This window comes from Saccharothrix sp. ST-888, from assembly GCF_000955975.1.
Classification (GTDB): Bacteria; Actinomycetota; Actinomycetes; order Streptomycetales; family Streptomycetaceae; genus Kitasatospora.
The window spans coordinates 1-26,521 of sequence record NZ_JYJF01000105.1 but is presented as its reverse complement, the minus strand read 5'-3'; the positions used below and the strand labels follow the sequence as shown (position 1 = coordinate 26,521).

At 72.9% G+C, this 26,521-nt stretch carries 29 protein-coding genes; 14 read left to right on the top strand and 15 right to left on the bottom strand.

What is annotated here, in order from left to right:
• Positions 1–46: 46 nt before the first annotated feature.
• The 4 genes from UK12_RS26490 to UK12_RS26480 all read right to left on the bottom strand — a co-directional run bounded on the left by UK12_RS26490 (position 47) and on the right by UK12_RS26480 (position 3,925).
• Positions 47–1,051 (bottom strand): terpene synthase family protein, encoded by a 1,005-nt coding sequence (locus tag UK12_RS26490; protein WP_045305672.1) that lies wholly within the window; start codon positions 1,049–1,051, stop codon positions 47–49.
• Complete coding sequence (locus tag UK12_RS26485; RefSeq protein ID WP_197085191.1) at positions 1,048–2,511, bottom strand: cytochrome P450; 1,464 nt, start codon at positions 2,509–2,511, stop codon at positions 1,048–1,050. The genes UK12_RS26490 and UK12_RS26485 overlap by 4 nt, the downstream gene beginning before the upstream one ends.
• A 179-nt stretch (positions 2,512–2,690) precedes the next feature.
• Positions 2,691–2,834 (bottom strand): hypothetical protein, encoded by a 144-nt coding sequence (locus UK12_RS40055; protein ID WP_156178939.1) that lies wholly within the window; start codon positions 2,832–2,834, stop codon positions 2,691–2,693.
• A gap of 95 nt (positions 2,835–2,929) precedes the next feature.
• On the bottom strand, positions 2,930–3,925 hold the full coding sequence (locus UK12_RS26480; protein WP_197085190.1) for a LysR family transcriptional regulator: 996 nt from the start codon (positions 3,923–3,925) through the stop codon (positions 2,930–2,932).
• A gap of 224 nt (positions 3,926–4,149) precedes the next feature.
• Here UK12_RS26480 and snpA point away from each other — a divergent pair, with 224 nt between their 5' ends.
• Complete coding sequence (gene snpA, locus UK12_RS26475) at positions 4,150–4,797, top strand: snapalysin (RefSeq protein WP_045305679.1); 648 nt, start codon at positions 4,150–4,152, stop codon at positions 4,795–4,797.
• A 173-nt stretch (positions 4,798–4,970) separates the two neighbouring features.
• On the opposite strand, the gene UK12_RS26470 is transcribed toward snpA, so the two are convergent.
• The gene (locus UK12_RS26470; RefSeq protein ID WP_045305670.1) at positions 4,971–5,930 is read right to left on the bottom strand and encodes a GlxA family transcriptional regulator; all 960 of its coding nucleotides are present in this window, start codon (positions 5,928–5,930) and stop codon (positions 4,971–4,973) included.
• 113 nt (positions 5,931–6,043) lie between these two features.
• Between UK12_RS26470 and UK12_RS26465 the strand changes: the two genes are divergently transcribed.
• The 4 genes from UK12_RS26465 (at position 6,044) to UK12_RS26450 (ending at position 8,424) form a co-directional block, all read left to right on the top strand.
• The gene (locus UK12_RS26465) at positions 6,044–6,343 is read left to right on the top strand and encodes a putative quinol monooxygenase (protein WP_045305669.1); all 300 of its coding nucleotides are present in this window, start codon (positions 6,044–6,046) and stop codon (positions 6,341–6,343) included.
• 143 nt (positions 6,344–6,486) lie between these two features.
• A complete protein-coding gene (locus UK12_RS26460) occupies positions 6,487–6,975 on the top strand; it encodes a glutathione peroxidase (protein WP_045305668.1) in 489 nt (162 codons plus the stop codon).
• 266 nt (positions 6,976–7,241) lie between these two features.
• Positions 7,242–8,075: a putative protein N(5)-glutamine methyltransferase gene (locus UK12_RS26455; protein WP_045305667.1), complete on the top strand. Its 834-nt coding sequence runs from the start codon at positions 7,242–7,244 to the stop codon at positions 8,073–8,075.
• Positions 8,076–8,166: 91 nt separating this feature from the next.
• A complete protein-coding gene (locus UK12_RS26450) occupies positions 8,167–8,424 on the top strand; it encodes a hypothetical protein (protein ID WP_045305666.1) in 258 nt (85 codons plus the stop codon).
• Between the two features lie 54 nt (positions 8,425–8,478).
• On the opposite strand, the gene UK12_RS26445 is transcribed toward UK12_RS26450, so the two are convergent.
• On the bottom strand, positions 8,479–9,303 hold the full coding sequence (locus tag UK12_RS26445; RefSeq protein WP_045305665.1) for an ABC transporter ATP-binding protein: 825 nt from the start codon (positions 9,301–9,303) through the stop codon (positions 8,479–8,481).
• A gap of 270 nt (positions 9,304–9,573) precedes the next feature.
• On the opposite strand from UK12_RS26445, the gene UK12_RS26440 reads away from it, so the two are divergent.
• Entirely contained in the window at positions 9,574–11,856 is a 2,283-nt protein-coding gene (locus UK12_RS26440) for an AMP-binding protein (RefSeq protein WP_052682173.1), read from the top strand.
• 53 nt (positions 11,857–11,909) lie between these two features.
• Here UK12_RS26440 and UK12_RS41655 read toward each other — a convergent pair whose 3' ends face one another.
• Entirely contained in the window at positions 11,910–12,242 is a 333-nt protein-coding gene (locus tag UK12_RS41655; RefSeq protein ID WP_045305664.1) for a hypothetical protein, read from the bottom strand.
• A 468-nt stretch (positions 12,243–12,710) separates the two neighbouring features.
• Between UK12_RS41655 and UK12_RS26430 the strand changes: the two genes are divergently transcribed.
• Positions 12,711–13,475, top strand: a complete 765-nt coding sequence (locus UK12_RS26430) for a class I SAM-dependent methyltransferase (RefSeq protein WP_045305663.1) — start codon at positions 12,711–12,713, stop codon at positions 13,473–13,475.
• Positions 13,476–13,490: 15 nt separating this feature from the next.
• Here UK12_RS26430 and UK12_RS26425 read toward each other — a convergent pair whose 3' ends face one another.
• Positions 13,491–13,988 carry a MarR family winged helix-turn-helix transcriptional regulator gene (locus tag UK12_RS26425; protein ID WP_045305662.1) on the bottom strand — a complete coding sequence of 166 codons (498 nt, stop codon included), beginning with the start codon at positions 13,986–13,988 and terminating at the stop codon, positions 13,491–13,493.
• 295 nt (positions 13,989–14,283) lie between these two features.
• Here UK12_RS26425 and UK12_RS26420 point away from each other — a divergent pair, with 295 nt between their 5' ends.
• Entirely contained in the window at positions 14,284–14,730 is a 447-nt protein-coding gene (locus UK12_RS26420) for a universal stress protein (RefSeq protein WP_045305661.1), read from the top strand.
• 282 nt (positions 14,731–15,012) lie between these two features.
• Here UK12_RS26420 and UK12_RS26415 read toward each other — a convergent pair whose 3' ends face one another.
• Positions 15,013–15,453, bottom strand: coding sequence for a DUF4232 domain-containing protein (locus UK12_RS26415; protein WP_082119968.1), 441 nt, complete (start codon positions 15,451–15,453; stop codon positions 15,013–15,015).
• 73 nt (positions 15,454–15,526) lie between these two features.
• Here UK12_RS26415 and UK12_RS38460 point away from each other — a divergent pair, with 73 nt between their 5' ends.
• A complete protein-coding gene (locus tag UK12_RS38460) occupies positions 15,527–15,706 on the top strand; it encodes a hypothetical protein (RefSeq protein WP_082119967.1) in 180 nt (59 codons plus the stop codon).
• 268 nt (positions 15,707–15,974) lie between these two features.
• On the opposite strand, the gene UK12_RS26405 is transcribed toward UK12_RS38460, so the two are convergent.
• Positions 15,975–17,300, bottom strand: coding sequence for a hypothetical protein (locus UK12_RS26405; protein ID WP_045305659.1), 1,326 nt, complete (start codon positions 17,298–17,300; stop codon positions 15,975–15,977).
• Positions 17,301–17,379: 79 nt separating this feature from the next.
• Positions 17,380–17,622 (bottom strand): hypothetical protein, encoded by a 243-nt coding sequence (locus UK12_RS26400; RefSeq protein ID WP_045305658.1) that lies wholly within the window; start codon positions 17,620–17,622, stop codon positions 17,380–17,382.
• A 225-nt stretch (positions 17,623–17,847) separates the two neighbouring features.
• Between UK12_RS26400 and UK12_RS26395 the strand changes: the two genes are divergently transcribed.
• Positions 17,848–18,519 (top strand): hypothetical protein, encoded by a 672-nt coding sequence (locus UK12_RS26395; RefSeq protein WP_045305657.1) that lies wholly within the window; start codon positions 17,848–17,850, stop codon positions 18,517–18,519.
• Between the two features lie 42 nt (positions 18,520–18,561).
• On the opposite strand, the gene UK12_RS26390 is transcribed toward UK12_RS26395, so the two are convergent.
• Positions 18,562–19,365: a nucleotidyltransferase gene (locus UK12_RS26390; RefSeq protein ID WP_045305656.1), complete on the bottom strand. Its 804-nt coding sequence runs from the start codon at positions 19,363–19,365 to the stop codon at positions 18,562–18,564.
• Positions 19,366–19,416: 51 nt separating this feature from the next.
• Positions 19,417–19,953: a GNAT family N-acetyltransferase gene (locus tag UK12_RS26385; protein WP_045305655.1), complete on the bottom strand. Its 537-nt coding sequence runs from the start codon at positions 19,951–19,953 to the stop codon at positions 19,417–19,419.
• Between the two features lie 388 nt (positions 19,954–20,341).
• Between UK12_RS26385 and UK12_RS26380 the strand changes: the two genes are divergently transcribed.
• The 3 genes from UK12_RS26380 (at position 20,342) to UK12_RS26370 (ending at position 23,345) form a co-directional block, all read left to right on the top strand.
• Complete coding sequence (locus tag UK12_RS26380) at positions 20,342–21,220, top strand: lysozyme (protein ID WP_082119966.1); 879 nt, start codon at positions 20,342–20,344, stop codon at positions 21,218–21,220.
• Between the two features lie 114 nt (positions 21,221–21,334).
• Entirely contained in the window at positions 21,335–22,426 is a 1,092-nt protein-coding gene (locus tag UK12_RS26375; RefSeq protein ID WP_045305654.1) for a hypothetical protein, read from the top strand.
• 124 nt (positions 22,427–22,550) lie between these two features.
• The gene (locus UK12_RS26370) at positions 22,551–23,345 is read left to right on the top strand and encodes a GNAT family N-acetyltransferase (protein ID WP_052682171.1); all 795 of its coding nucleotides are present in this window, start codon (positions 22,551–22,553) and stop codon (positions 23,343–23,345) included.
• Positions 23,346–23,364: 19 nt separating this feature from the next.
• Here the strand turns inward: UK12_RS26370 and UK12_RS26365 are convergent, their stop codons facing one another.
• A complete protein-coding gene (locus tag UK12_RS26365) occupies positions 23,365–23,898 on the bottom strand; it encodes a GNAT family N-acetyltransferase (protein WP_045305674.1) in 534 nt (177 codons plus the stop codon).
• Between the two features lie 228 nt (positions 23,899–24,126).
• On the opposite strand from UK12_RS26365, the gene UK12_RS26360 reads away from it, so the two are divergent.
• Entirely contained in the window at positions 24,127–24,762 is a 636-nt protein-coding gene (locus UK12_RS26360) for a hypothetical protein (RefSeq protein WP_045305653.1), read from the top strand.
• Here the strand turns inward: UK12_RS26360 and UK12_RS45155 are convergent.
• A complete protein-coding gene (locus UK12_RS45155) occupies positions 24,755–25,315 on the bottom strand; it encodes a hypothetical protein (protein ID WP_442973851.1) in 561 nt (186 codons plus the stop codon). The genes UK12_RS26360 and UK12_RS45155 overlap by 8 nt on opposite strands.
• Positions 25,316–26,521 lie beyond the last annotated feature (1,206 nt).

Sequence of the window (26,521 nt, the reverse complement as noted above, 5' to 3'; positions counted from 1 at the left end):
CGGGGGCCGCCCGCCGGACTCCGCCCGCAGACCGGGGAGTTCACCGTCAGTGGCCGTGGTAGCGGTGGGACGTACTGGTCCAGGTGTAGACACCGTCGACCAGTTCACGGGTGCCGTGGAGGTACCAGTGGCCGGCCGGGTGCCGGCGGACGAGCTGTCTGCGCAGGGCATCGCTGTCGTCCTGGATCCGCCGCACCTTGGTGCGGACCGCCGTGATGGCCTCGTCCCGGCGGTAGCCGCAGGTGCGCTGAAGGGTCATCACCATGTTGAACTGCGCCGCCGACTGCCGCTCCTCGCGTTCCAGCGAGAAGAGGTCGTTGATCAGCGTCGCCGCGTCGGCGGTCTGCGCCCGCAGCCGGTGCAGGGACGGTTCTGCGTGCAGCTGTGCCGCGGCCCCGGTGCCATGCACGCGTTCGAGCATGTTCATGAACGGGTACAGGCAGCTGGCGTGCCGGCGCAGCAGCGCCGTCTCGGACAGGCCGGGGAGGGTACCCCGGGCGCGGTGGAGGGTCTCGGTGACGAAGGTGGTCAGGCAGGCCCGCCAGTCCGCGGCGGCCCGGCGGCGCCAGGTGTCGGTCATCGGACCGGCCTGACGGTGCCAGAGGTCCTGCCAGGCGGCGATCAGCGCGGCATCCGGTGCCGCATCCGGTGCGGCGGCGGGGAGGCCGGATGTGGGGAAGTCCGGTGCGGGGACGTCGGGTCGGGGGCTGCGGAGGACGGCGAGCAGCGGGTCGATGAGGGCGTGGGCCTCGGCCGGGCGGTAGCCGGTCGGTCCGTCGAACCGGTCGTCGAGGAGGGTGAACCAGCCGAGGATGTCCAGCAGCAGGTCGAGTTCGGCTCCCCGGGCCCGGGGGTAGGAGTGGCCGATCAGTTCGTGGAGCGCGAAGACCTGGTAGCGGGGCACGTCCTGCGCCGGGAGGAGGCCACGGGCGACCACCCATCCGGTGTGGCGGACGACGGCAGCGGCGAACTCCTCGGGCGTACGCGGGGTCTGGCCGGTGCGGGGCCGGTTCGCCGGAGCTAACACCGGGCCGGGTGCGGGGAGGTTCACCGCGAGACCTCCGCCGCTCCGACAGGTACAACAGGTCCGGCAGGTACGACGAGTCCCACACCGGCCGGTGCGGACAGGGCCGCGAGGGCAGGCAGGGCGGGGCGCCGGTCATCGGTGCGGGGCTCGATCCGGATCTGCAGCCCCTGGGCCTGGACGGCGGTCCACACCACCTCGCGGGCGCGCTCGCCGGGGATGGGAGACAGCCGCCAGCGCCGCAGGATCGTTGCTGCAGCCACCGCCAACTCCGCCCAGGCGAAGGCCTCGCCGATGCACTTGTGCTTGCCCGCACCGAACGGCAGGAACGCGTGCCGTCCGACTCCGGCTGCGGAACCCGGCTGTCCGCGCTCGGGGTCGAAGCGCAGCGGGTCGGGGTACAGGGCCGGATCGCGGTGCAGGGCGGTGAGGCTGTAGAGGAGTTCGGTTCCGGCCGGGACGGTGTACGGGCCGAGCTCGACCTGCTTGGTCGCGGTGCGCATCAGGAAGGCGTTGGGCGTGTGCAGCCGCAGCACCTCCTGGGCCACGCTGCGGGTGTAGGTGAGGCGGTCGAGGGCCTCCGGGGTCAGGTCGGCGTCCGGCTCCAACTGCTCGTCGAGCTCGGCCAGTACCCGGGCCGCCGCCTCGGGGTGGTCGAGGAGTTCCTGGATCAGCCAGGTGAGGGTGGAGGAGACGGTCTCGGTGCCCGCACCGAACATGGTGATGGCCTCGGAGCGCACGTCCGCCTCGGTGAGCGGGAGTCCGGAGACCGGGTCGACGGCGCCGCGCAGCAGGGCCGTCAGGGTGCCGTCGGCGGCGGCCTGTCCACCGGTGCTGCCGACGGCCTGGTCCACGACCCGGTTGAGGACCCGGACCGCGGCGTCGAAGCGGCGGTTGACCGGCAGCGGTACCCGGGCGAACGCCGGGTGCGGATACAGCGACTGGACGATCTGTCCCTTCACCATGTCGGGCAGTGCCCGGTGGAAGGCGAGCGTCGCCTCCTCCTCCAGACGGGCACCGAACAGGGCCCGGGTGACGATCTCCAGTGCGAGGTGGTTCATCTCCTTGGCGACGTCCAGGGGTTGGCCGGCCTGCCAGCGTCCGACCCGCTCCTCGGCCACCTGCTGCATCACGGGTACGTACGCGGCCATCCGGTCGGGGCCGAAGACCGGCTGGATCGTCCGGCGGCGGTTCCGGTGCGCCTGTCCCTCGGACATCAGCAGGCCGTCCCCGAACGCCGTCTTCAGCGTGGACTGCACCGCGCCGCGCGGGCAGTCGTGGGCGAGCGCGACCAGCAGCGTGTGCACCAGGGTCGCGTCGGTGACCACGCAGACCACGCGCGGCCCCAGCCGGATCTGCACCACTCCACCGAGGTGGGAGAGCGACCCGAGGAATCCCAGCGGATCCCGCAGCAACGCCGGGACATGTCCCAGACCCGGAACGCTCCCCGGTGCCACGGGAACAGCCGGTTCACGCCGAGCGGTCATCGGGACCACGATCTCATCCTTCCAGCAGGCGACACGGACCATGCCCCGCCCGCACCGCTGTGCGAACGGGACACGTCCTGAGAGAACGTGTCCGTAGCAGATCCGTTTCGCCCGACGGGGAGAGATCACCTCATTGGCCCAGCCCGGCCGTGCACCGGCCCCGGCGGCGGGCATTGGCCTCAGCGGGGAGCCCGGCGCGACCCGGCCACCAGGTAGGCGCCCTGTCCGATCAGGAGGACGCCGACCAGCTGGGGTCCGTGCCTGAGCAGCGGATTCTCCCCCAGCGGGAGCCGGTCGAACGCCACCGCGGCGATCAGCAGCACTCCGAGGGCTTCGAGGGCCAGTCCTGCAGCCAGGCGGCGGAGCCGCGTCCGACGCCCGCTCTCGGTCTCAGCCTCAGTCTCTTTTTGACGGTCGATCAGCCGGTGGCATGCCGAGGTTTGCGGGCGCGGGCTTCCGCCGGGAGCAGGGTGCGGTTGTGCTGGAGCAGCCAGGAGAAGTAGGCGGGGTTGACGCGGGCGAGGTCGATGTAGGCGGAGCGGAGGTCGGCGTAGAGGGCGTCGAGGGTGCCTGTGCTGAGCGCTCTGGATCTCCAGATCAGCAGCAGCCGGACGGCGAGGGGGTCGCCGTGGACGGGGCGGACGGCGGTGCCGGGCCCGGCCACCGAGGTGGGCTGGCAGGGGCGTACGGCCTCGCCGGAAGCGATGAGTTCGGTGGCGGTGGCGTGGTCGCGCACCTGCACCACGCGCGGGTCGAGTCCGGCCTCGCTGAACACCCGGCGCATCGCCGCGTACTCGTGGTCCGCCGTCGGGTCGACCATCCAGGTGTCGTCGGCGAGGTCCGCGAGGTGCACCACGGACCGCGCGGCGGCCGGGTGCCCGTCGGACAGCGCGACGAACTGCGGTTCGCGGGCGACCAGGACGCGGTGCTCCGCCCCGGCCGGGACGTGCAGCGGGAAGCCCTCGCTCTCGTGGACGAAGGCGATGTCGAGCTGGTCGGCGGCGACCATGCGCAGCAGTGCGATGGCGGAGATGTCGATGTGGATGGTGGGGTCGGTCTCGGCGCAGCGGTCGCGGACCCGGCGCAGCCAGCCCGCGACCGCGCGGCTGCCGACGCTGCCGATCCGCAGCCGTCTCCGTTCGCCGCCGGCCGCCTCCTGCCGGGCGGCGGCGACCAGGGCGGCCATCTCGGTGAGGATCGGCCGGGCGCGGGAGACCACGGAGTGGCCGAGGGCGGTGGGTCTGCTGCCGGTCTGCTCGCGGGTGAACAGGGCGCCGCCGATGGTCCGTTCGATCCGGTGCAGCTGGGTGGTGAGGGAGGGCTGGGTCATGCCGAGCTGCAGCGCGGCCTTTCGTACGCTGCCGGTGTCCGCAACGGCGCACACCACCCGGAGATGCCTCACATCTAGCTCCACGAACGGAGCATAACGATGGGTCAGATTATCCGCCAGGGACATGCCAGATAGTGAAACGTTTCACCATTGAATCACCAACAGGGGGTATTGGGTCGAGCTATCGCCGGTTGACATCATCCGCTCGCTCGGAGGACTGAACGAAGCTCTGTGCAACACCGGTTCATCCGATGTTCCACGTCGTTGCCCCACAGCGATCGTGGAACTCGCGAATGGAGTTCCCCCACATGAAGCTCTCGATACTTGCCCTGTCCGCGACCCTCGGGCTTGCCCTGGCGGGCGGTCTGGCCGCCGTACCCGCCGCCGCGGCGACCGCCGACACCGCTCCGCTCCAGGGGTACACCGCGTCCTCGTACACCGGTTCGGCCACCGAGCAGGCGAACAACAAGGCCTTCTACCAGGCCGTGATGAAGTCCGCCCTGGCCAAGCAGGCGGCGAACCCGTGGGTCAAGGCCGTCGTCGTCACCTACGACCCGAGCAACGCGCCGTCCTTCGCCGGTCAGATAGCCAGCAGCGCCCAGATCTGGAACAGCTCGGAGCGCAACATCCAGCTCCGGGCGGGCAGCAACGCGGACTTCGACTACTACGAGGGCAACGACTCGCGCGGCTCGTACGCCAGCACGGACGGCCACGGCCGGGGCTACGTCTTCCTCGACTACAGCCAGGCCCAGCAGTACAGCCCGGTCCGGATCGTCGCGCACGAGACCGGGCACGTGCTCGGCCTGCCGGACCACTACTCGGGCCCGTGCAGTGAGTTGATGTCCGGTGGCGGCCCCGGCCCGTCCTGCACCAACCCCTACCCGAACGCCACCGAGAAGCGCCGGGTGGACTCGCTGTGGGCCAACGGCCTGGCCGCCCAGGCGGCCGCCCGCTGACGCGGCGGATCGGCCCGACTGCCCGGCCCCCAGGGGGCCGGGCAGTTCGGAACGGGCCAACGCCTGGATGCAGATGGGCGACCCTGGAATTGTGGCGAGTCCGCCATCAACACGGTTCGCCGTGGTTCGCCCGACTCGGGAGTTTTATGACCGAGTACGGATCCGGCGGCCCGTCAGTGTCGGCGCAGCATGCCGACGGTGACCCCGCGACGCTCGCGCAGCAGGATCCTGAGGGTGTTGCCGTTCTCGTAGCCGACCCGGCGGGCGACGGCCTCGACCGGGAGGTCGGTGGTGCGCAGCAGGTGGCTGGCCTGTTCGGCCCGGATGTCCTGGGCGAAGCGGACCGGGGTGGTGTCCAGGGTCCGGCGCACGGCGCGCTGGAGGGTGCGTTCGCTGATGCCGAGCGCCCGGGCGGCGTCCGGGAGGCACAGCGGCTCGGCCAGGTGGGCGCGGATCCAGGACTCGAAGGCGGCGACGGTGGGATCGTGCTTGGCGAGGATGCTCGGGACGGCGTAGGTGGCCTGGGAGGGGCGGTCGTCCACCACCAGGTAGCGGGAGACCAGTTCCGCCAGGGCCGGGCTGAGCATCCGGACGATCGCCAGGGCGAGGTCCACATGCCCGAACGCGGCACCGGCCGTGATGGTGCTGCCCGACTCGACCACCATCCGGGTGTCGTCCAGCAGCACCTCCGGGTAGCGCTCACGGAACGTCGGCGCCAGCCACCAACTGGTGGTGGCGTGCCGGCCGTTGAGGATGCCCGTCTCGGCGAGCAGCACGGTCCCCGAGCAGGCCGAGGCGATCCGGCGGCCTCGGGCGTGCGCGTCCGCGAGCAGCCGTCGGACCGGCTCGCACTCCGCCGACGCGACGTGCGAGACCAGCGCCTGCGGAGTACGCCCGGACAGGCCGGGCAGCACCACGAGGTCGGCCCGGTCGATGGCCTCGTCCGCCGGGAGAACCGGGACTTGGTGCCCTGCGGCGGTGGTGACCGGACCGTCGATACCGACCGTACGGGCCCGCCAGTACGGCGGGTTGGGAATTTCGTCGCGCAGCTCGTCGGCGGTGCGGAGCACGTCGAGGACGGCGGCCAGGCCCGAGTCGAAGACGCCGTCGACCACGAGTATCGCGATTTCCATGGCGGAAACCGTATCAATCGTGTCGGTCACGACACTCGTCGGTGATCACCGCCGGGCCGTAGCGTCGTGATCGCAAGGCAGCAGCACACACCACAGACGGCAAGGAGCCACCCATGACGAAGATCGGCCTGCTGGCCCGTTTCGAAGCCAAGCCCGAGTACGCCGAGCAGATCGCGGCCATGCTGCGGGACGCACTCCGACTGGCACAGCAGGAGGAGGCCACCGTCACCTGGTTCGCCTTCCGCGAGGGCCCGACCGGCTTCGGGATCTTCGACACCTTCGACGACGAGTCGGGGCGCCGGGCCCACCTGGAGGGAGCCATCGCCGCCGCACTGCTGGAGAACGCCCCCACCATGCTGGTAGGTGCTCCCGACATCCGTCCCGTGGACGTCCTGGCCGCCAAGTTGCCCTGAGAGGGTGCGGCGCACCGAGGGCCGGGCGAGCGCACAAGGCCGTCGGACCCGCTGACCGGCCCCGGGATGGCAAGCTGGCCGGGAACACCGGGGCCGGACCGGCAGTTGTCCGCTCCGGCGAACACCTACCGAAGGGACACCCCGTGAGCCTGTACGACATCCCGCTGAACACCCTGACCGGGCAGCCCGCCTCACTGGCCGACCACAAGGGCAAGGCCCTGCTGCTGGTCAACGTGGCGTCGAAGTGCGGTCTGACGCCGCAGTACGCGGGCCTGGAGCAGCTGCAGCAGCGCTACGCCGAGCGCGGGTTCACCGTGCTCGGGTTCCCGTGCAACCAGTTCATGGGCCAGGAGCCGGGCAGCGCCGAGGAGATCCAGACCTTCTGCTCGACCACCTACGGCGTGTCCTTCCCGCTCTTCGAGAAGATCGAGGTCAACGGGGAGGACCGGCACCCGCTGTACGCCGAGCTCACCAAGGCCGCCGACGCCGAGGGCGAGGCCGGGGACATCACCTGGAACTTCGAGAAGTTCCTGCTCGCTCCCGACGGCACCGTGGCGGGCCGCTTCCGCCCGCGCACCGAGCCCGAGTCGGCCGAGCTGATCGCCGCGATCGAGGCGCACCTGCCGTCCTGACCGCACGCCCGTACGCCCGTACGCCCGGCACACCCGCACGGCCCGGCCCGGAGTTCCGTCTCCGGGCCGGGCCGTCGGGGCCGACTCACGGCAAGACGGGGATCATGTACTGTTTCACATGTCCACCAGTGGACGCAGTTGACGAATCGAGGAGGTGGGACCAATTACCGCTGTATCAGGTCGGGTGCTCCCCTCTGACGACCGTGCGGTCACTCCGGCATAGCTGGCGACCGCGGGAGTGCCCACAGGCTTCCCGAAAGGTTCCCGTGCCGGTCTTCCCGTCATCTCTCCTTCGCTCCACCATCGTTGCCAGGCTGCGCGCCGCCGGCTGTGTCTTCGCCGAGGACGAGGCGCGGCTGATCATCTCCACCGCCCGTACACCGGTCGAGCTCATCGGCATGGTGGACCGCCGGGTCGTCGGCCTGCCCCTCGAACACGTCCTGGGCTGGGCCGAGTTCTGCGGCCTGCGGGTCCGTGTCGACCCCGGGGTCTTCGTCCCCCGCCGCCGTACCGAGTTCCTGGCCCGGCAGGCCGCCGCGCTGGCCGGGCCGCGTGCCGTGGTGGTCGACCTCTGCTGCGGTTCGGGTGCGGTGGGTGCCGCCCTGCTCTCGTCCCTGGACGGGATCGAGCTGCACGCCGCCGACATCGAGCCCGCCGCGGTGCGGTGCGCCCGTCGCAACATCGCCGCCGCCGACGGCCGGGTGTACCAGGGCGACCTCTACGAGCCGCTGCCCGGCACGCTCCGGGGCCGCGTCGACGTCCTGATCGCCAACGCGCCGTACGTACCCACCGACGAGATCCGGTTCCTGCCGCCGGAGGCGCGTGAGCACGAGCCGCTGGTGACGCTCGACGGCGGCGCGGACGGCCTCGACATCCAGCGCCGGGTGGCCGCGGAGGCCGCCCGCTGGCTGGCCCCCGGCGGCCACCTGCTGATCGAGACGAGCGAACGCCAGGTCCCGCGGACCGCGGCGGCCTGCACCGCCGGCGGCCTGACCGTACGGGTGGCCACCTGCGACGATCTGGACGCCACCGTCGTCATCGGGACCAGGCCCGCACCGGCTCGCACCGATGCCGACGCGGCACCCCGAACGGCCCGCTGAGGCTGCACCCGGACGGCGCCGAGGGCACAGTGCAATGGGCGTCCCCGGTGAGCCCGGGGGCGCCCGTCCACCACTTCATCGGAGGCAGCGCATGCACGGCCCCTGCGACATCCTGCGAGACTTCGTCAAAGGATGCCTGACCGACATCGAGAAGACGAAGCAGTCGATCTCCGGCACCCAGGCCCAGCTGGACGCCCTGACGGCGAATCCGGACGGGAACGGGACGACGGTCCAGCTGCTTCGGCAGCGGCTGGCTCAGCTGCAGGCCCACCTCGACGAAACCGAGGCGCAACTGGAAGCCGGCCGCGAGGAGTTCCAGGCCGAGTGCGCGGGCCGGCCCGTTCCGTGAGACCGCCCGCCGAGTCGCCCCTCCGGCCGTAAGAACCACCGCGGCTCGGCGGCCTCAGACGTCCGTCGGGCGGCGGGGTTGCGCGCGGGCGCTCCAGCGACCGTCCACCCGGCTGATCCGGATCGGGTGGCCGAAGCAGGCGCTGATCAGCTCGGTGGTCATCACCCGGTCCACCGGACCGGCCGCCACGCACTCGCCCTCGCGCAGCAGCAGGGCGTGCGTGGTGGTCTCCGGGAGTTCCTCCAGGTGGTGGGTGACCAGCACGGTGGCGAGCTCGGGGTGCTGGGAGCGGAGCAGGTCCAGGCTGCCGAGCAGGAGTTCGCGGGCGGTGAGGTCGAGTCCGGTGGCGGGCTCGTCGAGCAGGAGCAGCCTGGGCCTGGGCATCAGGGCGCGGGCGATCAGGACCCGGCCGCGTTCGCCCTGCGAGAGCGTGGTCCAGGGCGAGTCGGCGATCCTGGCCAGGCCCATGGTGTCCATCAGCCGCTCGGCGTGGGCGCTCTGCTCGACGGTGGGCTGCCAGCGGAGCTCGGGTTCGATGCTGTTGGTGAGGCCGGTGAGCACCACCTCGCGGACGCTGCGCGGGGTGCGCAGCGGGTGCCGCGGATTGACGTGCCCGAGGTGGGTGCGCAGCGACCGGATGTCCACCGTGCCCAACTTCCTGCCGAGGACGTGGACTTCGCCGTGGGTGGGATGGGAGACCGCGCCCAGCAGGCCGAGCAGCGTGCTCTTGCCCGCCCCGTTGGCGCCGAGCAGGGCCCAGTGCTGGCCCGGTTCGACCGTCAGCGAGATCGATCGCAGCAGGTAGCGGCCGTCGCGGACGACGTCCACCTCGCGGGTGCGCAGCAGCGGCCCCCCGGACGGTACTTCGGCGCTCGCCATGCCGGTCCTCCTCGGTACGAACGATCTTGCGCCAGGCTAACAGCGCGGCCGGACCGGCGGCCGGACCGTCCAGCCACCGGTCACGTGCCGACCGACCCGGACCCCGGTCGACCCCGATCCCGGGCCGCTACCACCCGCTCCGTCCCGAAGCGGTGACAGGTGTGCAACTACTCCGTACCCGAGGAGGATCACTCAGCCGATCTGGCCGCACACTGTCAGTGGGGATGGGGAGGATCCGATCGGTGCCACCGAAAAGGGAGGGAACGAGCAATGGCCACTGAGACCGATGCGCTCGGGGAGGCGCAGGCCGTCCACCAGCTGTTCGAGGAGCACGCCCGGCGGACGCCCGAGGCGGTCGCCGTGATCTGCGGCGCGGAGCGGCTCAGCTACGCGGAGCTGGATGCCGGGGCGGAGCGGCTGGCCCATCAGCTCGCCGATCTGGGCCTCGGCCCCGGCGGCCTGGCGGCGGTCGCGCTCAGCCGCGGCCCCGGACTGCTGACGGCGCTGCTGGCGGTGCTCAAGTCGGGTGCCGCATACGTCCCGTTGGAGCCGACGGGCCCCGACCCCACCGTCCGCCATGTGCTCTCGGAGGCGGACCCGCTGGTGCTGGTCACCGAGGAGGCGTACCGGGTCAGGCTCACGGACGCCAGCAGCCGCACCGTGCTGTGCGTGGACACCACCGCCGCCGCGATCGCCGCCCAGCCGGCGACTCCGCTCGGCGTCCGGGTCCAACCGTCCGACCTGGCCTGCGTGTTCTACACCTCGGGCTCCACCGGGGCGCCCAAGGGAACGCTGATCGAGCACCGCAACCTGCTGCACGCGTACCGGGGTTGGCAGTCGGTCTACCGGCTCTCCGCCACCGACCGCTTCCTGCAGACGGCGACGCTGGAGTTCGACGTCTTCACCGCCGACTGGATCCGCGCGCTGGGCAGCGGCGGCACGCTGGTGATGGCGCGGCGGAACTTCACCCTGGACCGCACCGCGGAGATCTCCGAGCTGCACGAGCTGGTGCTGCGCGAGGAGGTGACGGTGATGGAGACCAACGTCCACACGCTCAGGCGCCTGTTCGCCCATCTCCGGCCGCGCGGACTGGAGTTGGGCGAGGTCCGGCTGCTCTCGGTGGGCGCGGAGAAGTGGTACCTGGACGAGCAGCTGCGCCTCCAGCGCTACCTCGGCCCCGCGGTCCGCCACATCAATGTGTACGGTGTCGCCGAGGCGGCCGTCGACAGCACCTACTTCGACAGCTCGACGCTGGCCGAGGCCCCGGAGCAGGCCGAGCTGATCTCGCTGATCGGACGGCCGTTCCCGGGCACCCGCATCCACCTGCTGGATCCGGCCGGGCGGCCGGTGCCGCCGGGGCAGCCGGGCGAGATCTGCCTCGCCGGTCCCGGCGTCGGCCGCGGCTACCTGAACCGGCCCGATCTCACCGCGGCCCGCTTCCGGGCCACCGACCTCGACCAGGACGGCCGGGTCTACCGCACCGGCGACATCGGACGGCTGCGCGCCGACGGCCGGTTGGAGTACCTGGGCCGGGGCACCGACGGACCGGCCGCGGGCGAGGCCGGCACCGTCACCGAGCTCGCCGAACTCGCCGAGGTCGAGGCGGTGCTGCGCGGCCACCCGGGTGTCCGGGAGAGCGCGGTCGCCCGGGTCCGGACGGCATCGGAGCAACCCCGGCTGGTCGCCTACGTGGTGACCGCCGGCCCGGCCCCGGACGCCGGAGCCGGCTCCCCGGCGGACGGGACACATGCGGACGGCACAGATACGGGCGGCAGCGACGCGGACGGCGTGGCCGAGGGCTGGGCCCTGCGCGCGTACCTCGCCGAGCGGCTGCCGGACCGGCTGATACCGGACGCGGTGGTGCCGCTGCCCACCCTGCCGCGCACCCGGGCGGGCAAGCTGGACCACCGCAGCCTGCCGCTGCCGGCCCCGCGCGGCCACACCGCCGCACCCGGGTCGCGACCGGCCTCCGCCACCCGTCCGGGCTCGGCCAAGGCCGGGGTGCGCCCGCTCGGCAGCGCCAAGGCGGGCTACCGGCCGGTCCGCGCCGCGCGCGGCGGGACTTCGTCCGGCCTGGGGACGGCGGGCGCGCTGATCACGCTGTTCGTCGCCTCCCTGGCCTTCGCCGGCACCGATCTCTTCTGGCCGGGCTCGACCGATCTCTCCGCCGTACCATCGCCCTGGGCCCTGCTCTTCGAACTGCTCTACATCGCCGAGTGGTTGGGGTTCGGCGCAGGCGTGGCCTTCCTCGTCCTCGGCCGACCGGTCCTGGAGCGCCAGCAGCCGGCCCGGCCGCCACTGCTGACCACCTCGACGCTCGTTGCCGTCGCCTGGCTGCTGATCGCCTGGTGGCCGCAGGACAACTGGTACCGCACCAGCCGTGCCACCGACTGGCCCCGCCAGGCCGCCCTGGTCTACGGCTTCAACGTGACCCTGATCATCGCCGCCCTGGTCGTCGTGCGTTTCTTCGCCTGGCATCCGCCGAAGTCCGCCGGCACCCCCTCCGACATCCCCGCCGACACCCCCATCAGTACCCGCGCGGACACCCGCTGACCGGCCGGAGCGGCCCGGCCCCGGCCTGGCGGAACACCGGAGCACGCCGGCGGTCACGGCCGCTCTGACGGCACGGGCCGGAGCCCGGGCCAGCGGGTGAGCATCCGGTGGCGCAGGTCCGTGCCGAGCCGGCCCAGGCCACGGAGCTCCGGGCGCTCCGCAGCCATCCGGCCCACCACGCCGAGGCGGTGGGCCGGTCGCTGCCGGGCGGTCACGGTGCCCCACTTCCAGTCCCGTTCCGGAATCCGGGCCAGCTGGTCGGTGGTTCCGCGCAGGGCCCGCTGGACCAGCGCGTCGCCCCGGATCAGCCAGCGGTGCGTCCTGCGGGCCTGCCGTGGCGTGCGGCCGGGCCAGCGCCTCGGCGTAGCCGACGATCCAGTCGCCAAACGGGCGCCGGTGCTCCAGGTGTTCCAGGTGTTCCAGGACCAGGACCCGCTCGTCGGGGTCGGTGCCGAGCAGGACGGGCACCACCGGTGTCCGCGCCCGGGCGGCGATCCGCAGCGCGGCCACCTCGCCGGCGTACCGCTCCTCGGCGCCCGGCCCCTCCACCAGCTGCTTCACCACCACGGGCACCCCGGCGAGCTTCGCCCGCCAGACCCGGGAGCGCGGACTGCTGCCCAGCCGCCGGGACCGCCGGGCGCGCCCGGTTCGGCCCGCAGGCCGTCCCCGAACGGAACCTTCGACCACATGCCGCGCCCTCCCGCCCGACCCGCCGATCTGCCGCAGAGCACAGTAGAGGACGACGCCGTCGACCTGTCCAACGGTTTCCCGACCGGGAGCAGCCTGCCGAAGCCGCCGTCGGCACATGCCCAACGCCCTTGCCGCAGAGCGGGGTTACCCGCGAGGATCGCGTGATGACGCGACTACACGACGACGTACGTCTGGCCGGCGCCTACCAGCCGGGCAACGCGATGCCGGAGTCCTCGCTCCGCGCCTGGGCGGAGCTGATCGCTTCGTTCGCGCCGTGCCCGGCTCCCGCCGTGCTGGAGATCGGCGCGGGCACGGGCATGTTCTGTGCGGCGCTGGCCCGATGGCAGCGGGCGTCTCCCGTGGTGGGGGTCGATCCCTCGGTGCCGATGCTGGAGCAGGCACGGCGGCACAACGCGCACCCCGGCGTCCACTACGTGGTCGGCAGCGCGGAGGCGGTGCCGACCCGCGCGGAGAGCTTCGACCTCGCGCTGCTCTCCCGGGTGGTGCACCATCTGCCCGACCGCCCGGCGTGCGCCCGGGAGTTGACGCGCGTCCTGCGGCCCGGCGGGGTCGTGGTGATCCGTACGACGTTCCGGGAACGGCTGGACGCGCTCGTCTACGACTACTGGCCCCAGCTGCGGGCCGTGGACGAGCAGCGGTTCCCCGGCCGCCAGGAGGTCCTCGCGGACTTCACCCGGGCGGGCTTCACCGTCCGGGAGGTCACCTCCTTCGCCCAGCCGGTCACCCCGGCTCTGCGTGCCTACCACGAGCGGATGAGCACCCGGCCGCAGTCGAAGTTCAGCTATCTGACGACGGCGGAGTTCGAGACCGGCCTGCGCCGCCTGGCACGTGACGCGGCGTCCGAACCGGCCTCCGCCCCCTGGCCCGTCCCGGAGCGGTACGACCTCGCGGCCCTGGCCCTCGACTGAGCGGACCACCGGAGGTCAGTCCGCACTGTCCCCGAGCGACTCCAGGAGGGTCCGGAGCGACTCGGCCAGGGCCGCCCGCTGCGGCCCGGTGAGCCCGGCGAGCAGGCGGTGCTCGGTGTCGAGATGGTCGGGCAGGGCCCGGTCGATGAGTTCGCGGCCCTCGTCGGTGAGCGCGACGAGCACGCTGCGGCCGTCCGACTCGCTGGAGACGCGCGCCACCAGACCGCGCGCCTCCAGCCGGTCGAGCCGCTGGGTGACCGCCCCCGAGGTGACCATCGACGCGTGCATCAGCCCGGTCGGGGTGAGCCGGTAGGGCGGGCCGCTGCGGCGCAGCGTGGCGAGGACGTCGAAGGACGCGGCGTCGAGCCCGTGCGCGCTGAAGGTCCGCCGCAGTTCGGACTCGACCAGCCGGGAGAGCCGCTTCAGCCGCCCGATCACCGCCATCGGCGACACATCCAGGTCGGGGCGCTCCGCTGCCCACTGCTCCACTACGCGGTCGACGTGATCTGCCATCGGCCCAGTGTAGTGGGCATGCCTTAGCGCTAAGTGACAGGCAGGCCGTCACGGCCACCCGGTGGAGGAGCCGGGCACCGTGCGCGTCACCGTCCTCGGGGCAGACGGAAGCACGGGAGGCCGAGCGGTGGCCGAGGCCCTGTCGCGCGGCCACCGGGTCACCGCCACCCCGCTCCCTCCACCCCGCGCCCTGCTTCCGCCCTGCTCCCCCGCCCTGCGCCCGCCGCCCTGCGCCCGCCGCCCCGGCAGGCCGTCCGTAGACTGGGGTCATACGTTCCCCAGGGAAGGCGCGGCGATGTTCGAACGCGGCACGGACGGCCCCAAGGTGATCGTCGTCGGGGTGGACGGCTCGGACTCGTCCTGGCGAGCCGCCGCCTACGCCGCCGGACTGGCTCGCCGACAGGGCTCGAAGCTCGCGCTGGTGTACGTCCAGCCGGTGTCCGCCATGCTGGCGATGACCGGCTTCGGCGGCGAGCTCGGCGGCACCACCGAGAGCGTCGCCGAGGAGATCGTGCAGCAGGCCCGCGAGGCCGCCGAACGGCTCGGCTCGACCTTCAGCGTCCACTGGGAGTTCCACACCCTGGTCGGCGACCCGTTCACCGGTCTCGCCGACACGGCGGACGGCCTGCGCGCCGACGCCGTGGTGGTCGGCGCCTCCGAGCAGGCCGGCCACCGGGTGATGGGCTCACTCGCCGTCCGCCTGGTCAAGGCCGCACGCTGGCCGGTCACCGTGGTGCCCTGAGACCTCGGTGGCGCCCTGAGACCTCGCCAACTCGGCTTCGGCCCCCGAGGCCCGTCTTCGAATTCCCGTCGTCCGCCCGGAGGGCGGGCCGGGCGGCGTTGGGGTGTGTGCATCGCAAGGCGGAGGATGGGGGTACCTCCCGGCCGGAGGCTGGGGGAGAGTCCATGCGGTGGGGGCACCGCCCGGCCGGAGGCTGGGGGCCATCGGCGACCGACGACAACGCGGCGAGGTGCGTGCCCCAACGTCGCCCGGCAGGCGGGAGTTTGAAGACGGGCCCTGCGTTCAGCCCTGCTCGACCGGGCCGATGGTGAGGGCGTGGATGGTCGGCCCCGCGCAGTGGTCGGTCTTCCAGGGCAGGAAGAGGGCGGCCTGCTCGTTCGGCGGGTAGATCCGCAGCCCCTGGGCGGGCGCGAGCTGGCACTCCGCCGGGTCGTAGCCGCCGACGCCGTTGCTGTCGTGCAGGGTCGCCTTCGCCGTCCCGCCCGGCTTGAGCGTCACGGTGCCGACGCTGCCCGCGGCGCGCGCGGCGGCATTGCCGGACTGCACACCGTTGGTGGCGACGTAGGAGAGGCCCGGGTAGCCGGTCAGCGTGCAGCTGGCGGCCGAGGTGTTGGTGAACACCAGGGTCGCGTAGTACTGACCCGCGCCGACGCTGGGATCCTTCTGCACGACCGACAGCTGGCTGCTGGTGCACGCCCGCGTCGAAGCGGTACCGACGCGCACCGCGGTGGCCCCGGACGACTGCGACTGCCCGCCGCCGCCTCCCGCGCCCGCACTTGCCGACCCGGTGCCTCCGGTGCCTCCCGGGGCTCCCGCCGACCCGCTCCCCGAGGCCGCCGCGGCCGGTGGCGCCGCGGCCGACGAGCCGGCCGACGCCCCGCCCGAGGACGACGAGCACGCCGTGGCCGTCAGCGCCACAGCGGCGAGGACGGCGGCCGGCACCGCGATCGCGCGCCGCTCGGCGCCCATCCGATGAACAGACCTGATGCGCATTGGCTGTACCCCTTGCAACGGCACTGATCCTGCGAGCCCTGACACTTCCAACCTGCCCGCTGGAACCCCGGATACCCGCGCGTTACGGGGTTGTGGCACCGTTCGGACAGCCCCGGGACACCTCGGTTCACCGCACCGGGGCGCCTCGACCGCGCGGATCGGTGTCCCAACCGCAGTAATTCCCCCGCGCGTTCACCCGCACACCCGCTGTAGCCACCGACGCATACAGGCCGCTTCCGCCACGCCCCCGGTCACTCCCAGCAGTCCCCGGCAGCACGGAGCGCAGTGCGCAGCACCGCCTCGGCCGCGGTGAGCACGTCGGTCGACCGGGCGGCCAACGCGACCCCCACGGTGGGGAGTTCCTCGAACCCGGCGGTCGGGATGGTCGGCAGGAGCGTCGCCCCGAGCCGGGCGCAGCGGACGGCGACCCGTTCCAGCTGGTCGAGCAGGGCCCGCTGCGGGAGGCGGACCCCGACCGGAACCTGGTCGATGGTGCGTACGCAGTGGCCGCCCCGGTCGCGTACGGCGTCGAGCCGGGCCTTCAGCATGAAGGCCACCGCCGGACCGGTCAGCCGCAGGTTGGTCTCGGTCGGGGCGAGCCGGCCGGTGCGGTCCACCACGAAGTCGATGTCGTACCAGCCCCGGTGGCCCACCTCGGCCAGCTCCCGGCCCACCGCGGTACCGAAGGTGGTGGCCGGGGCCGCGAGCGCCTCGGCCACCACCCCGGGACCGACCGTGGCGCCCCGGTAGTGGACCTCGTCCACGTCCATCGCCGCCACGCCCACGGGGTGGACACTGCCGTCCTCGGCGATCACGCCGTCGAAGGTGAGGTCGGGGAGGCTGCGGTGGGCGGCGATGTGCTCCTCCAGCAGGATCCCGCTCTGCGCGGGGAGGATCCGGGCGGCCCGCAGCGCGCGCAGCGCCGCCCGGGGACCGCCCGCCGCACCGACCTGGTCGGCCGTCAGGACGACGGTGCCGTAACCGCCGACGCCGTGCGGCGCCTTGAGGACGACGGTCCGCCCGAGCGCGGCGTGCTCCCGCACCAGCCGGACCAGCCGGCGCGGCGACTCCACCGCCCGCTGGCCAGGCACCCGGACCGCGGGGTGGTGCGGAGCGAGCCGGCTGAACAGCGCATGCGACTCGGCCTTGGACTCGAAGCGGCGGACGGCTTCGAGCACCGCGTGCTGCGGCCCGCCCGGCGTCGCGGCCGGCCCGGCGGTCGCACCCCAGGGGCGGACCGGCAGCCCGAGCTCCTCGATCCGCCGCCGCAGCGCGGGACGGGCCGCGAGCCCCTCGGCGAGCGTGGAGTGCTCGTCCGCGATCCCGCTGTGCACCTCCACCGGCTCCCAGGCCAGCACCTCGGCCAGTCTGCGGAGCCAGCCCTCCTCGGCCTGGTGCGGGAGGACCAGCAGGGCGGGGTGCGGGGTGTAGAACGCGGCCAGGCAGGAGTAGTGGTGGCCCAGCCTGCGAAGTTCCGGACCCTGCGGGAGGAACTGCGCGTTGAAGTCGGCGACGTTGCCGAGGTGAACGGCTCGTCGGCCGCCCGTCCAGGCGTCCTGCCACGATGCGGCTCGCATCGTCCGAGCGTACGGTCCCGGCCGTCCCGCCGGGACCGCTTCCGGCACACGGGACACCGCCCCCCGTGTGCCGGTCGGGCTAAGCCTCGCCGGGGTGCCAGGCCGGCCACTCCCAGGGGCGGTCCGCCCAGTGCACCCGGACGGCGTCGTGCGGGTCCAGGTCCGGGAAGAGCTGCTTGATCCGTGGCTCGAACTCCTCGGGGGCCAGCGGCTCCCAGCCCGTCCCGTGGAAGTGCACCAGCCGGTAGCGGCTGTCGGTACGGAACTCGGCGATCTCCACCAACGGCGTCGTCTCGGACGCGTCGTCCTTGTTGCTGCTCATGTCCTCAGGATCGGCGGGGCCGCAGGTTCGCGCACCCGCACGACCGCCGTGCGGATGCCGTGCCACAGCCCTGGTGACACCCCTCGGAACCGCGCCCGGCCGACGGCCCTGCACGGGGCGCAGCGCGCGCCGACACGCCGCGGGGACGGGCGTTCCGCCGCACGGTCCTGGCTCGTTGAACACGGCGGCCCGCCGCTCGCGGGCCCGGAGTGTGCGGGAGGACGCGTGGAAGAGAAGTGGCAGGCACCGTGGCAGTACGAGTGGGAGCGGCAGCCGGATGCCCCGTTCCAGACGTCACCGCCCGCACCGCCGAGGCCGCTGGTGCCGCCGCCGACACCGTGGGAGCCGCCGGTCACTCCCCCGCCGCCGCCGGGACGCCGGGCCCGCCGGGTGGCGATGGTGGTCGGCGGCCTCACCGGCTTCGCGCTGCTGGGCGCGCTGCTGGCCACCTGCGGGCCGTCCGGCCGCAGCACGGGTGTGCTGGTCACCGCGCCCGTCTCGGGCAGTCCGAGCCCGAGCGGCGAGGCGAGTGCCGCCCTCGACCCGACCGCCGCCACGACCACGGGCTCCGTGAGCCCGTCGGCCTCGTCCTCCCCCTCGCCGTCCCCCTCGCCGTCGACGGCCCGGGACGCGGGCCCGGGCACGGACCCGGGCACGGCGGCCGCCGCGTCCGGGGACGAGTCCGATCGGCAGTCCGAACAGGCGCGGACGCCCCGTCAGCACGGTCGGCCCGGACCAGCCGCACCGCCGCACCCGAGGCCGCACCCCGCGCGGCCCTCGAACGGGACCCCGACCGGTCTGTTCCCGTCCCTGAAGGTGTGCTCCGAGGCCGAGCGGCTCGGTGAGTGGGCGCCGGGTTCGGAACAGGCCAGGCTCTGCAGCCTCTACGGCGGCTGATCCCGACCCGCCACCCGGGTCCGCCGGACGGGTGCCGACGGCTCACCCGCGCGGCGTCTTCTCCCCGTGGACGGCGGTGTACTCGGCGGCCAGCCACGGCGCCAGGTCCTCGATCAGCAGGGCCAGCACCGCCGGCTCGGCGGCGGAGGTCCGGGCCACCGCTGCGGCAGTACGCATCTGCCCGGCCCGCTCGGGGTAGTAGCGCGCGAAGATCTCGGCGGAGGCGGTCAGATCGCTGGTCCAGCCGCCCCAGCGCGGCATGACCAGGGTGAACCCGCTACGGACCAGGCGGCGCGAGACACCCCGGGCGAGTGCCCTCGACCCGGCGTCGGCACCGCTTGCCAGCCGCTCGCGCCAGCCCGGGATCGCCGCTGCCAGGTCGCCGTTGGTCTCCCGGGCCAGCAGCGAGGTCGGGCGGTAGCGGGGCAGCCGGCCGGCCAGGTCCTCACCGAGTAGCGGCGTGCACAGACAGGCGAGGAACCAGCCGAGGTCGTACCGTTCGAGCTCGCTCAGCACGGCGGCCTCGCTGGACAGCAGCACTCCGCCACCCACGATCTGCGGGAACTCAGCGTCGAGTGCCGCCCCGAGCGCCGTGGCCGCCGTCCGGTCGGCGGCGGTGGGCTCGCGGCGCAGCGCCAGCAGCAGGTCCAGGTCGGAGCGGCCGGGGACGGCGGTGCCGCGCGGGATGCTTCCGTAGAGGTAGGCACTGTGCAGCAGCGCGGGGCCGAAGGACTCGGCGATCCGGGTGCGGGCCGCGCCCACCACGGGCGCGAAGGCGTCCGTAACGCGGCTCAGCGCACCCTCGCGGGCGATGTACCCGTCGGAGTCCAGCCCCCGGTCCGTCACTGCGTCTCCCCCACTCGTCACTGCAACCCCCACCCGTCGGCGGCGCGGCCGTCAGAGGTCCTTGACCAGCTTCTCGAAGCGCAGGTCAGGTCGGCGCGGTATGCCGAAGCGCTCGTCGCCGTAGGGGAACGGCAGGTAGACGCCGGTCCGGCGGAAGCCCCGGCGCTCGTACCAGGCGATCAGGTCGGCCCGCTGCTCGATGACGGTCATCTCCAGCTCGGCGGCGCCCCACTGCTCCCGGGCGACCTGCTCGGCGTGTTCGAGTACGGCCCGGCCGAGTCCGCCGCCCTGGCTCTCGGGGCGGACCGAGAACATGCCGAAGTAGGCGACGTTGTCCCGTCGTTCGAGCTGACAGCAGGCGAGCAGCTCACCGGCCCGTTCGACGACCAGGACCAGGCCGTGCGGGTGCTCGATGGCCTCGGTGACGCCCTCGGCGTCGGTTCGGCGGCCGTCCAGCAGGTCGGCCTCGGTGGTCCAGCCGACCCGGCTGGCGTCACCCCGGTAGGCGGATTCGACCAGCGCCACCAGCGCGGGCACATCCGCCGCCCCGGCCGGACGGAACGTCAGCTCAGCACCCTCGGACGACACGCGCCCCTCCCTCTCCTCCGCCTGCTCCCCGGACCGCCGGTCTCCGAGCGGCCCGACTGCATCGTGCCACACCCGCAAGCGGTCCTCCGGGCACCGTCCTTCCCGATTCCCGGTGCCCACCGCCTCGCGGTCCTCGAAGTCCGCGAAGGCCCGTCTCCAGCCTCCGCCTGCCGGGCGGACCGGCCTCCGCTCCCGGCCGTGCCGATCGCCGCCTGAACGAACGGCGTTGCGCGGGCGAATGCCGGCCCAATGCGACCCCAGCACCTTCCGACGGACTGCCGAGACGGGATCAGGGCCATGGCGCCGCTGACGGGTCCATGCCTAACCTCCTTCGTGTGCGGCGGTGCCGACCGCGGCACCGGCCCGTTCCCGGTCCGAAGGAGTGCCCATGCCCAGCCATGCACCCGCACTTCACCGCTCCACCGACACCACCGTCCACACCGTCCACCGCCTGCTGCGGCGCACCGCCCTGGCCTGCGCGGCAGGCGCCCTGCTGCTCGGCGCAGCAGCCGTACCCGCGCAGGCCGCCAGCCCGGCGCCCCAGGGCGCACCGGTCCGCCACCACTTCGACCTCGACCACGCCGGTTCGACCGTCGCCGCGCACGAGGGCAGATCGAGCGGCCCCGCCGGGCCGCTGGTCACCCAGACCCCCGGCATGGACGTGGCCGGCTGGCAGGGCGGTGTCGACTGGCCGGGCGCGGCGGCGGGCGGCGCCGCCTTCGCCTACACCAAGGCCACCGAGGGCACCGGCTACACCAACCCGTACTTCACCCAGCAGTACAACGGCTCCTACACCGCGGGCCTGATCCGGGGCGCCTACCACTTCGCGCTGCCGGACGCCTCCGGCGGCACCGCCCAGGCCGACTGGTTCGTCGGCCACGGCGGCGGCTGGTCGAACGACGGCAAGACCATGCCGCCCGCCGTCGACCTCGAGTACAACCCGTACGGCGCGGACTGCTACGGGCTCAGCCGGAGCGCGATGGTCGGCTGGATCCGCGACTTCAGCACCACGGTGCTGAACCGCACCGGACGCTACCCCGTCATCTACACCACCACGAGCTGGTGGACCGCCTGCACCGGCGACTACAGCGGCTTCGGCGGCACCGACCCGCTCTGGCTGGCCCACTACGCCGGCAGCGTCGGCGCGCTACCGGCCGGCTGGGCCTACCAGACCATCTGGCAGTACTCCGACTCCGGCCCCCTGCCGGGCGACCAGGACTACTTCAACGGCGGGTACGACCGCCTCAGGGCCCTCGCCACCGGCTGACGGCCCCTCACCCCACAGACCCCACGGACCCCGGACTCCGCCCGGCGCCACGACCCACCCGGTGGCCGGCGCCCATCGAACGGCGCGGGCCGGCCACCGGGTCACAATGTCGCCATGACGTTGATCTACACCCTGGCCGGACTGGTCCTCCTGGTGATCACAGTGGCGAGCATCCTGCGCACCCTGGTGGTACCGCGCGGACTCTACTCGGCCCTGGTCTACCGGCTCTGGGCCGTACTGCGCGGTGCGCTCAGGCAGCTGGCGGCGCCGTTCGGCAGCGACTACCAGGCGCACGACCGGGCACAGACCTGGCTCGCCCCGCTGATACTGGTCGGCATGCTCAGCACCTGGCTGATCGGCATGCTCTGCGCCTACACCCTGCTGCTGCACGGCACTTCGGAGCTGTCCTGGGGGATCTCCTTCCGCGAGGCCGGGTCCAGCCTGTTCACCCTGGGCTTCGCCAGCAGCGACCGGCTGCGGCTGAGCACCCTGGACTTCATCGCGGCCGCGAGCGGCCCGCTGACCATCGCCCTGCTGATCGGATACCTGCCGACCCTCTACGGCTCCTACAACCGGCGCGAGGTGGAGGTGACCCTGCTGGAGTCCCGGGCGGGCGAGCCGGCCTGGGGTCCCGAGCTGCTGGCCCGTCAGTCGCTGGTGGACACCGAGACCGCGCTGCCGCAGCTCTACCGCGACTGGGAGCGGCTGGCCGCCGACATCGGCGAGGGGCACTCCAACTACCCGGTGCTGCTCTCCTTCCGCTCCCCGCAGCCCAACCGCAACTGGGTGGTCGCCCTGATCGCCGTGCTGGACGCGGCGGCGATCCAGCTCGCCATCTGCCCACGCTCCGCCCCGCCGGAGGCCCGGCTGGTGCTGCGCGCCGGGTTCACCGCCATGCGCGACATCGCCCGGACCCTGCGGATCGACTTCGACGCCGACCCCGAGCCGGACGCCCCGATCCGGCTCAGCTACGAGGAGTTCGACGCGGCGGTCGCCATGATCGTCGCCAGCGGGATCACCAAGGAGCGTGAAGTCGCCGACGCCTGGCCGCACTTCCGGGGCTGGCGGGTCAACTACGAGGCGCTGGCCTACGAGCTGGCCCGGCGCTGCGACGCCGTCCCCGCCCTCTGGTCCGGCCCGCGCGACTTCCCCGCCACCCCGATCCCGCCCCGCCGGCCGGCCGACCGCCGCCCCAAGTCGAACTGATCCCCCGCCAAGGGTCCGTCAGCAACCCGCGGCGCGCCGCCAGAAACACGTCAACGTCGCATGCATTTCCCGGAGAAGGGAGTTCACTGGACAGGTGCCCAACCGTCCTCTTGCGAGGTCCTCTGTGGCCGCCGCCGTGCTTCCGCGTCCGGTGGTCCACGGCGCGAGCCGCCAGCCGCTGCTCGACCCCTGGTTCCTGCCGGAGACACCCGGTCCCGGCGTCCTGGCCGCGCACGTCCTGCTCACCGGGAACGGTGCGTACTGGGCCGACCGGCCGCACTCGCCGCGCACCGTGCTGGTGCAGTGCGGTCCGCACCGCGTCGTGCGCGGCGACCCGCGGTTCATCGCGGCGGAGCAGCTCGCCCCGCTCGGACGCGGCCAGTTCAGCGCGCCCGACCGCTTCCTGCCGCTGCTCGGCCGGACCTTCGCCTCGGTCATGCCCTGGGTGCGGGTGATCTGCACCCAGCAGCACCCGCCTCGCCTGCCCGACCTTCCGCCCGGCGTCCGGCTGCGCCCGCTGACCACGGCGGACGCGGCGGCCCAGCTCGCCGAGCTGGACCCGGGGCTGCGCTGGATCACCGAGACCTGGGGCCCGGACCGTGCGCCGGCCGCTGCGGCCGGCGCCTGGGGCGCCTTCGCCCACGGTCGGCTGGTCTCGGTCGCGGCCACCTATCTGCGCGGCCGCTGCTACGAGGACGTCGCCGTGGTGACCGTCCCGGAGTTCCGCCGGGCGGGGCTCGGCCTGGCCTGCGTCGGCACGGTCACCGGCGCCGTCCGCCGCCGCGGCCGGATCCCGACCTGGACGGTGCCCGGCTCCAACGGCCCCAGCCGCGCCCTGGCCGAGGCAGCAGGCTTCGTCCCGGTCCGCCGGGAGACGGTCTACTGGGTCGGCCCGGCCCGGGTGGCGCCACCGCGGTGAGCGCCGCCCGGGGCCCGGGTCAGCCGAAGGTCAGCTCGCGGTCGGCGTAGGCGTGCATGGGCTGGCGCTTCCAGGGCTCCGGCCGCAGGCCGAGGTCGCGCAGGCCGAGGCGGGCGGCGACCGCCCGTGAGGCGGTGTTGTGCGCGTGGATCCAGGCGACCACGGGGAGGTCGGGGTCCTGCCGGACGGCCGTGCGGATCGCGGCCCGGCAGAGCTCCGTGGCGTAGCCGTTGCCCCAGTGGGCGGGGGCCAGGCGGTAGTAGAGGTTCCAGAAACCCGGGTTCTGGCGCTGGGCGCCCCCGACGCCGACCACGGTGCCGCTGCTGCGGAGCCGGGCCATCCAGTAGCTGACACCGGTCGACTCCCGGTGCGCGGTGCAACGTTCGATCCACCGCGCGGTGACCCCCGGGGCGGTGTGACGGCCCTCCGGGTCATGGCGCCAGGTGGCGGAGTCGGAGGTGATGGCGTAGAGGGCCGCCAGGTCAGCCGGGCCGACGGCCCGCAGCTCAAGGCGTTCGGTCAGCACCGGCTGCGGCACACTCGGATCGGTCATCCGGTGATCGTACCGATCGGCCTCACCGGGCCACGCCCGGCCCGTGGAACCGGCCGGAGGTCCCATATCACGTCCGGAGTCGACAGTGGCGGGAATGGCTGAAACTAGCTCAGATTCCTTGACTGAAAGGCTTGTTGCGGTCGAGGGCGGCGCCCATCCTGAAACCCCTTGGCATGGCCAGGGAAACCCCCCCAGGGGCTCAACCCACAGGCAGGGCAGGAGAAGCAGATGAGATTCACGTCCGTCCTCCCACGCGTCGCACTGGTACTGATCGGCGGGCTGGTCACGGCCGGGCTGGTCGCACCCCCGGCGTCGGCCGCCGATACCCCGGTCGACCTGGCCTGCCAGGCGACGCCGCCGATCGGCTCCGCGCAGACCTTCGACCTGCACGCCGGGGTCAACGCCACCGCGCCGGACTCGGTGGCCGCCGGCAGCCGGTTCTCCGTCACCCTGGCTCCCGACCCGCTCACGGTCCCCACCTCGGTGAGCGGGTACACCCTGAAGTCCATCAGCGGCATCCGGCTCACCGTCCCGGTGCCTGCGAACGCCACCCTGGTCGGCGAGTCGATCACGGGCGGCACCAACCCGGGCAGCGCGAGCGTCGCCGTCAGCGGCTCCGACGTCATCGTCACGGTGAACAGTTCGATAGCCGGCGGGAGTACCTTCACGCTGCCCGCCCTCACCCTGGACCTGACGGCCGGCGCCGCCGGCAGCACCGTGCAGACCGCGCTCGGCGGCACCAGCTACGCGTCCCCCGGCCTGACCTTCACGGCAACCGTCCCGCTCGGCTTCTTCACCGTCCAGGTGCCCACCGCCTGCTTCCCCTCGTCGCAGCAGATCCTGAGCTCAACGAACATCAGCTGAGCGGCAATTCGCAGTGTCGTTTTCCTGACCTGGCGTCAAGACAACGACACTGCAACGCCCTTCGGCTCGGAGCCCTCCGGTACACAGCGTGTGGCCGACGGCCCGGGTGCGGCTGCGGAGGCCGAGCCGTGCGACGACACCGCGCACGATGCCCTTGGCGGTCCACTCCGAGTAACCGAGCTTCCCGGCGATCTGCTTCGCACCCCACCCCTCCGCCGACGGGCCGAGCACCTCGTTCCCCCGGCCCGCCAGGCCAGCAATGTTCACTCCGTGCGGGATGAGGACTCTGTCCCTGACCGCCTTGATCTGGTTGATCAGGGCCTGCCGGACACCCCCGCACGGCTCCGAACTCGCCGCGGCGGCCTCCGCAACGACCCGCCCGATGTCCTCGAAGTCGCTCTCCTGCCGCTGGAGCAACTATTCGCACGTGCGGGTCAGAGTCGCGGCTCAACTGTTCCAAGAGGTCGGCCGGGCCGTACGGATCCCCGGCCACAGCCTCACGAATCCACCAGCTTTCCGGCCATTCGCTTTCGTGGGACGAGGTCGGCCGCACTGCCACCCGTCGGCACTCGCCACGGCAGATGTACGGCAGTGCACAGACAAGGCGGTCGGCTGCTTGCGCTGACCGCCGGGCGTCCCTTTTGCAATTCTGACGAAAGGTGGTGTGCCCTTCCCCTCCGATGCAGAACCCGCCGACCGAGTCGGCCTCTGCTCACCGGCCGGCGACTGAAGAGCAAGTTCAGCCTGTCCGTGACTGGGACCGCGTGAACGCCGTGATCCCGTGGGCAGACGAGGGTCGTCATCAAGCGCCTGGCACGGGTTCGCAGTGCGGCATCGGCCCGCTCGACCTCCGCCTCCCCCTGGTCGTGGCTCTTGTTCGCTTTGCGGGTCCTCCATCGCCGGCCGAATCCGCCTCACCGAGGGAACCGTCAAAATCCCACCTTGCCCGCATCTGCACCGGACTCGGCATCGACTCACGGCCGCCGTCGCGCCCTCGGTCTCATCCCCCGCTGACCACCAAGCAGTTACCTGCCGACGCACTCGCACCCTGGGCATCGCTGCTGCCGGGACGAGGCGCACCTGAGCCTGGAATCCGGGCGCCGGCGATACGCTCCCGCGGCAACCTCACCATCATCCGACCCAGCTCGCACGCACCAGTCCCCCGCACTCAGCGACAGTGTGCTCAGGCAGGCCCACGGCACGTCGCCGAAGGACAGGGCGCCGATGCCCTGCGCGGCGAGCCGCGCCTCGCGCAGTGCCTCCAGGGCACCGACCATGCCCCGATGGGGACATCTGAATTCCAGACCTCCTCATCAGCGGCGCCGCCAAGCCCCCGAACAGCCGGGGAAATCCGGCCGGGCCGGCAACTGTCCGGCTGCCCTCTCCAAGGCGGCGTGGGCCCCGGGGCACTGTGGACTGCGTCTGGAACACTCCACGGGACCTGCGCGCCCGGGCACGGGGCCGTACGGCCTCCGGGCTGTCCGAGCCAGCCGATCTCGAGGACCTACAGGCATAGGGCGAGGGGCAACCGGCCTCCGCCCACCGCAAGGCGCGCACGTGACAGTCCGGCGGCCGGGTGACTTTAGAACACCCGACCGTCGGACCCGGAAATTCAGCCATTGTTGTTATTGTTGTTGTTCGCCCCGCCGCCAGCGTTGTTGTTATTGTTGTTGTTGTTCGCCCCGCCACCACCGTTGTTGTTATTGTTGTTGTTGTTCGCCCCGCCACCACCGTTGTTGTTGTTATTGTTGTTGTTGTT

Coding starts and splice junctions, on each gene's coding strand:
- UK12_RS26485 (WP_197085191.1), bottom strand. CDS start 2,511: ATGACCGCTCGGCGTGAACCGGCTGTTCCCGTGGCACCGGGGAGCGTT.
- snpA (WP_045305679.1), top strand. CDS start 4,150: ATGAAGCTCTCGATACTTGCCCTGTCCGCGACCCTCGGGCTTGCCCTG.
- UK12_RS26470 (WP_045305670.1), bottom strand. CDS start 5,930: ATGGAAATCGCGATACTCGTGGTCGACGGCGTCTTCGACTCGGGCCTG.
- UK12_RS26465 (WP_045305669.1), top strand. CDS start 6,044: ATGACGAAGATCGGCCTGCTGGCCCGTTTCGAAGCCAAGCCCGAGTAC.
- UK12_RS26450 (WP_045305666.1), top strand. CDS start 8,167: ATGCACGGCCCCTGCGACATCCTGCGAGACTTCGTCAAAGGATGCCTG.
- UK12_RS26445 (WP_045305665.1), bottom strand. CDS start 9,303: ATGGCGAGCGCCGAAGTACCGTCCGGGGGGCCGCTGCTGCGCACCCGC.
- UK12_RS26440 (WP_052682173.1), top strand. CDS start 9,574: ATGGCCACTGAGACCGATGCGCTCGGGGAGGCGCAGGCCGTCCACCAG.
- UK12_RS26430 (WP_045305663.1), top strand. CDS start 12,711: ATGACGCGACTACACGACGACGTACGTCTGGCCGGCGCCTACCAGCCG.
- UK12_RS26425 (WP_045305662.1), bottom strand. CDS start 13,988: ATGGCAGATCACGTCGACCGCGTAGTGGAGCAGTGGGCAGCGGAGCGC.
- UK12_RS26420 (WP_045305661.1), top strand. CDS start 14,284: ATGTTCGAACGCGGCACGGACGGCCCCAAGGTGATCGTCGTCGGGGTG.
- UK12_RS26405 (WP_045305659.1), bottom strand. CDS start 17,300: ATGCGAGCCGCATCGTGGCAGGACGCCTGGACGGGCGGCCGACGAGCC.
- UK12_RS26400 (WP_045305658.1), bottom strand. CDS start 17,622: ATGAGCAGCAACAAGGACGACGCGTCCGAGACGACGCCGTTGGTGGAG.
- UK12_RS26380 (WP_082119966.1), top strand. CDS start 20,342: ATGCCCAGCCATGCACCCGCACTTCACCGCTCCACCGACACCACCGTC.
- UK12_RS26375 (WP_045305654.1), top strand. CDS start 21,335: ATGACGTTGATCTACACCCTGGCCGGACTGGTCCTCCTGGTGATCACA.
- UK12_RS26365 (WP_045305674.1), bottom strand. CDS start 23,898: ATGACCGATCCGAGTGTGCCGCAGCCGGTGCTGACCGAACGCCTTGAG.
- UK12_RS26360 (WP_045305653.1), top strand. CDS start 24,127: ATGAGATTCACGTCCGTCCTCCCACGCGTCGCACTGGTACTGATCGGC.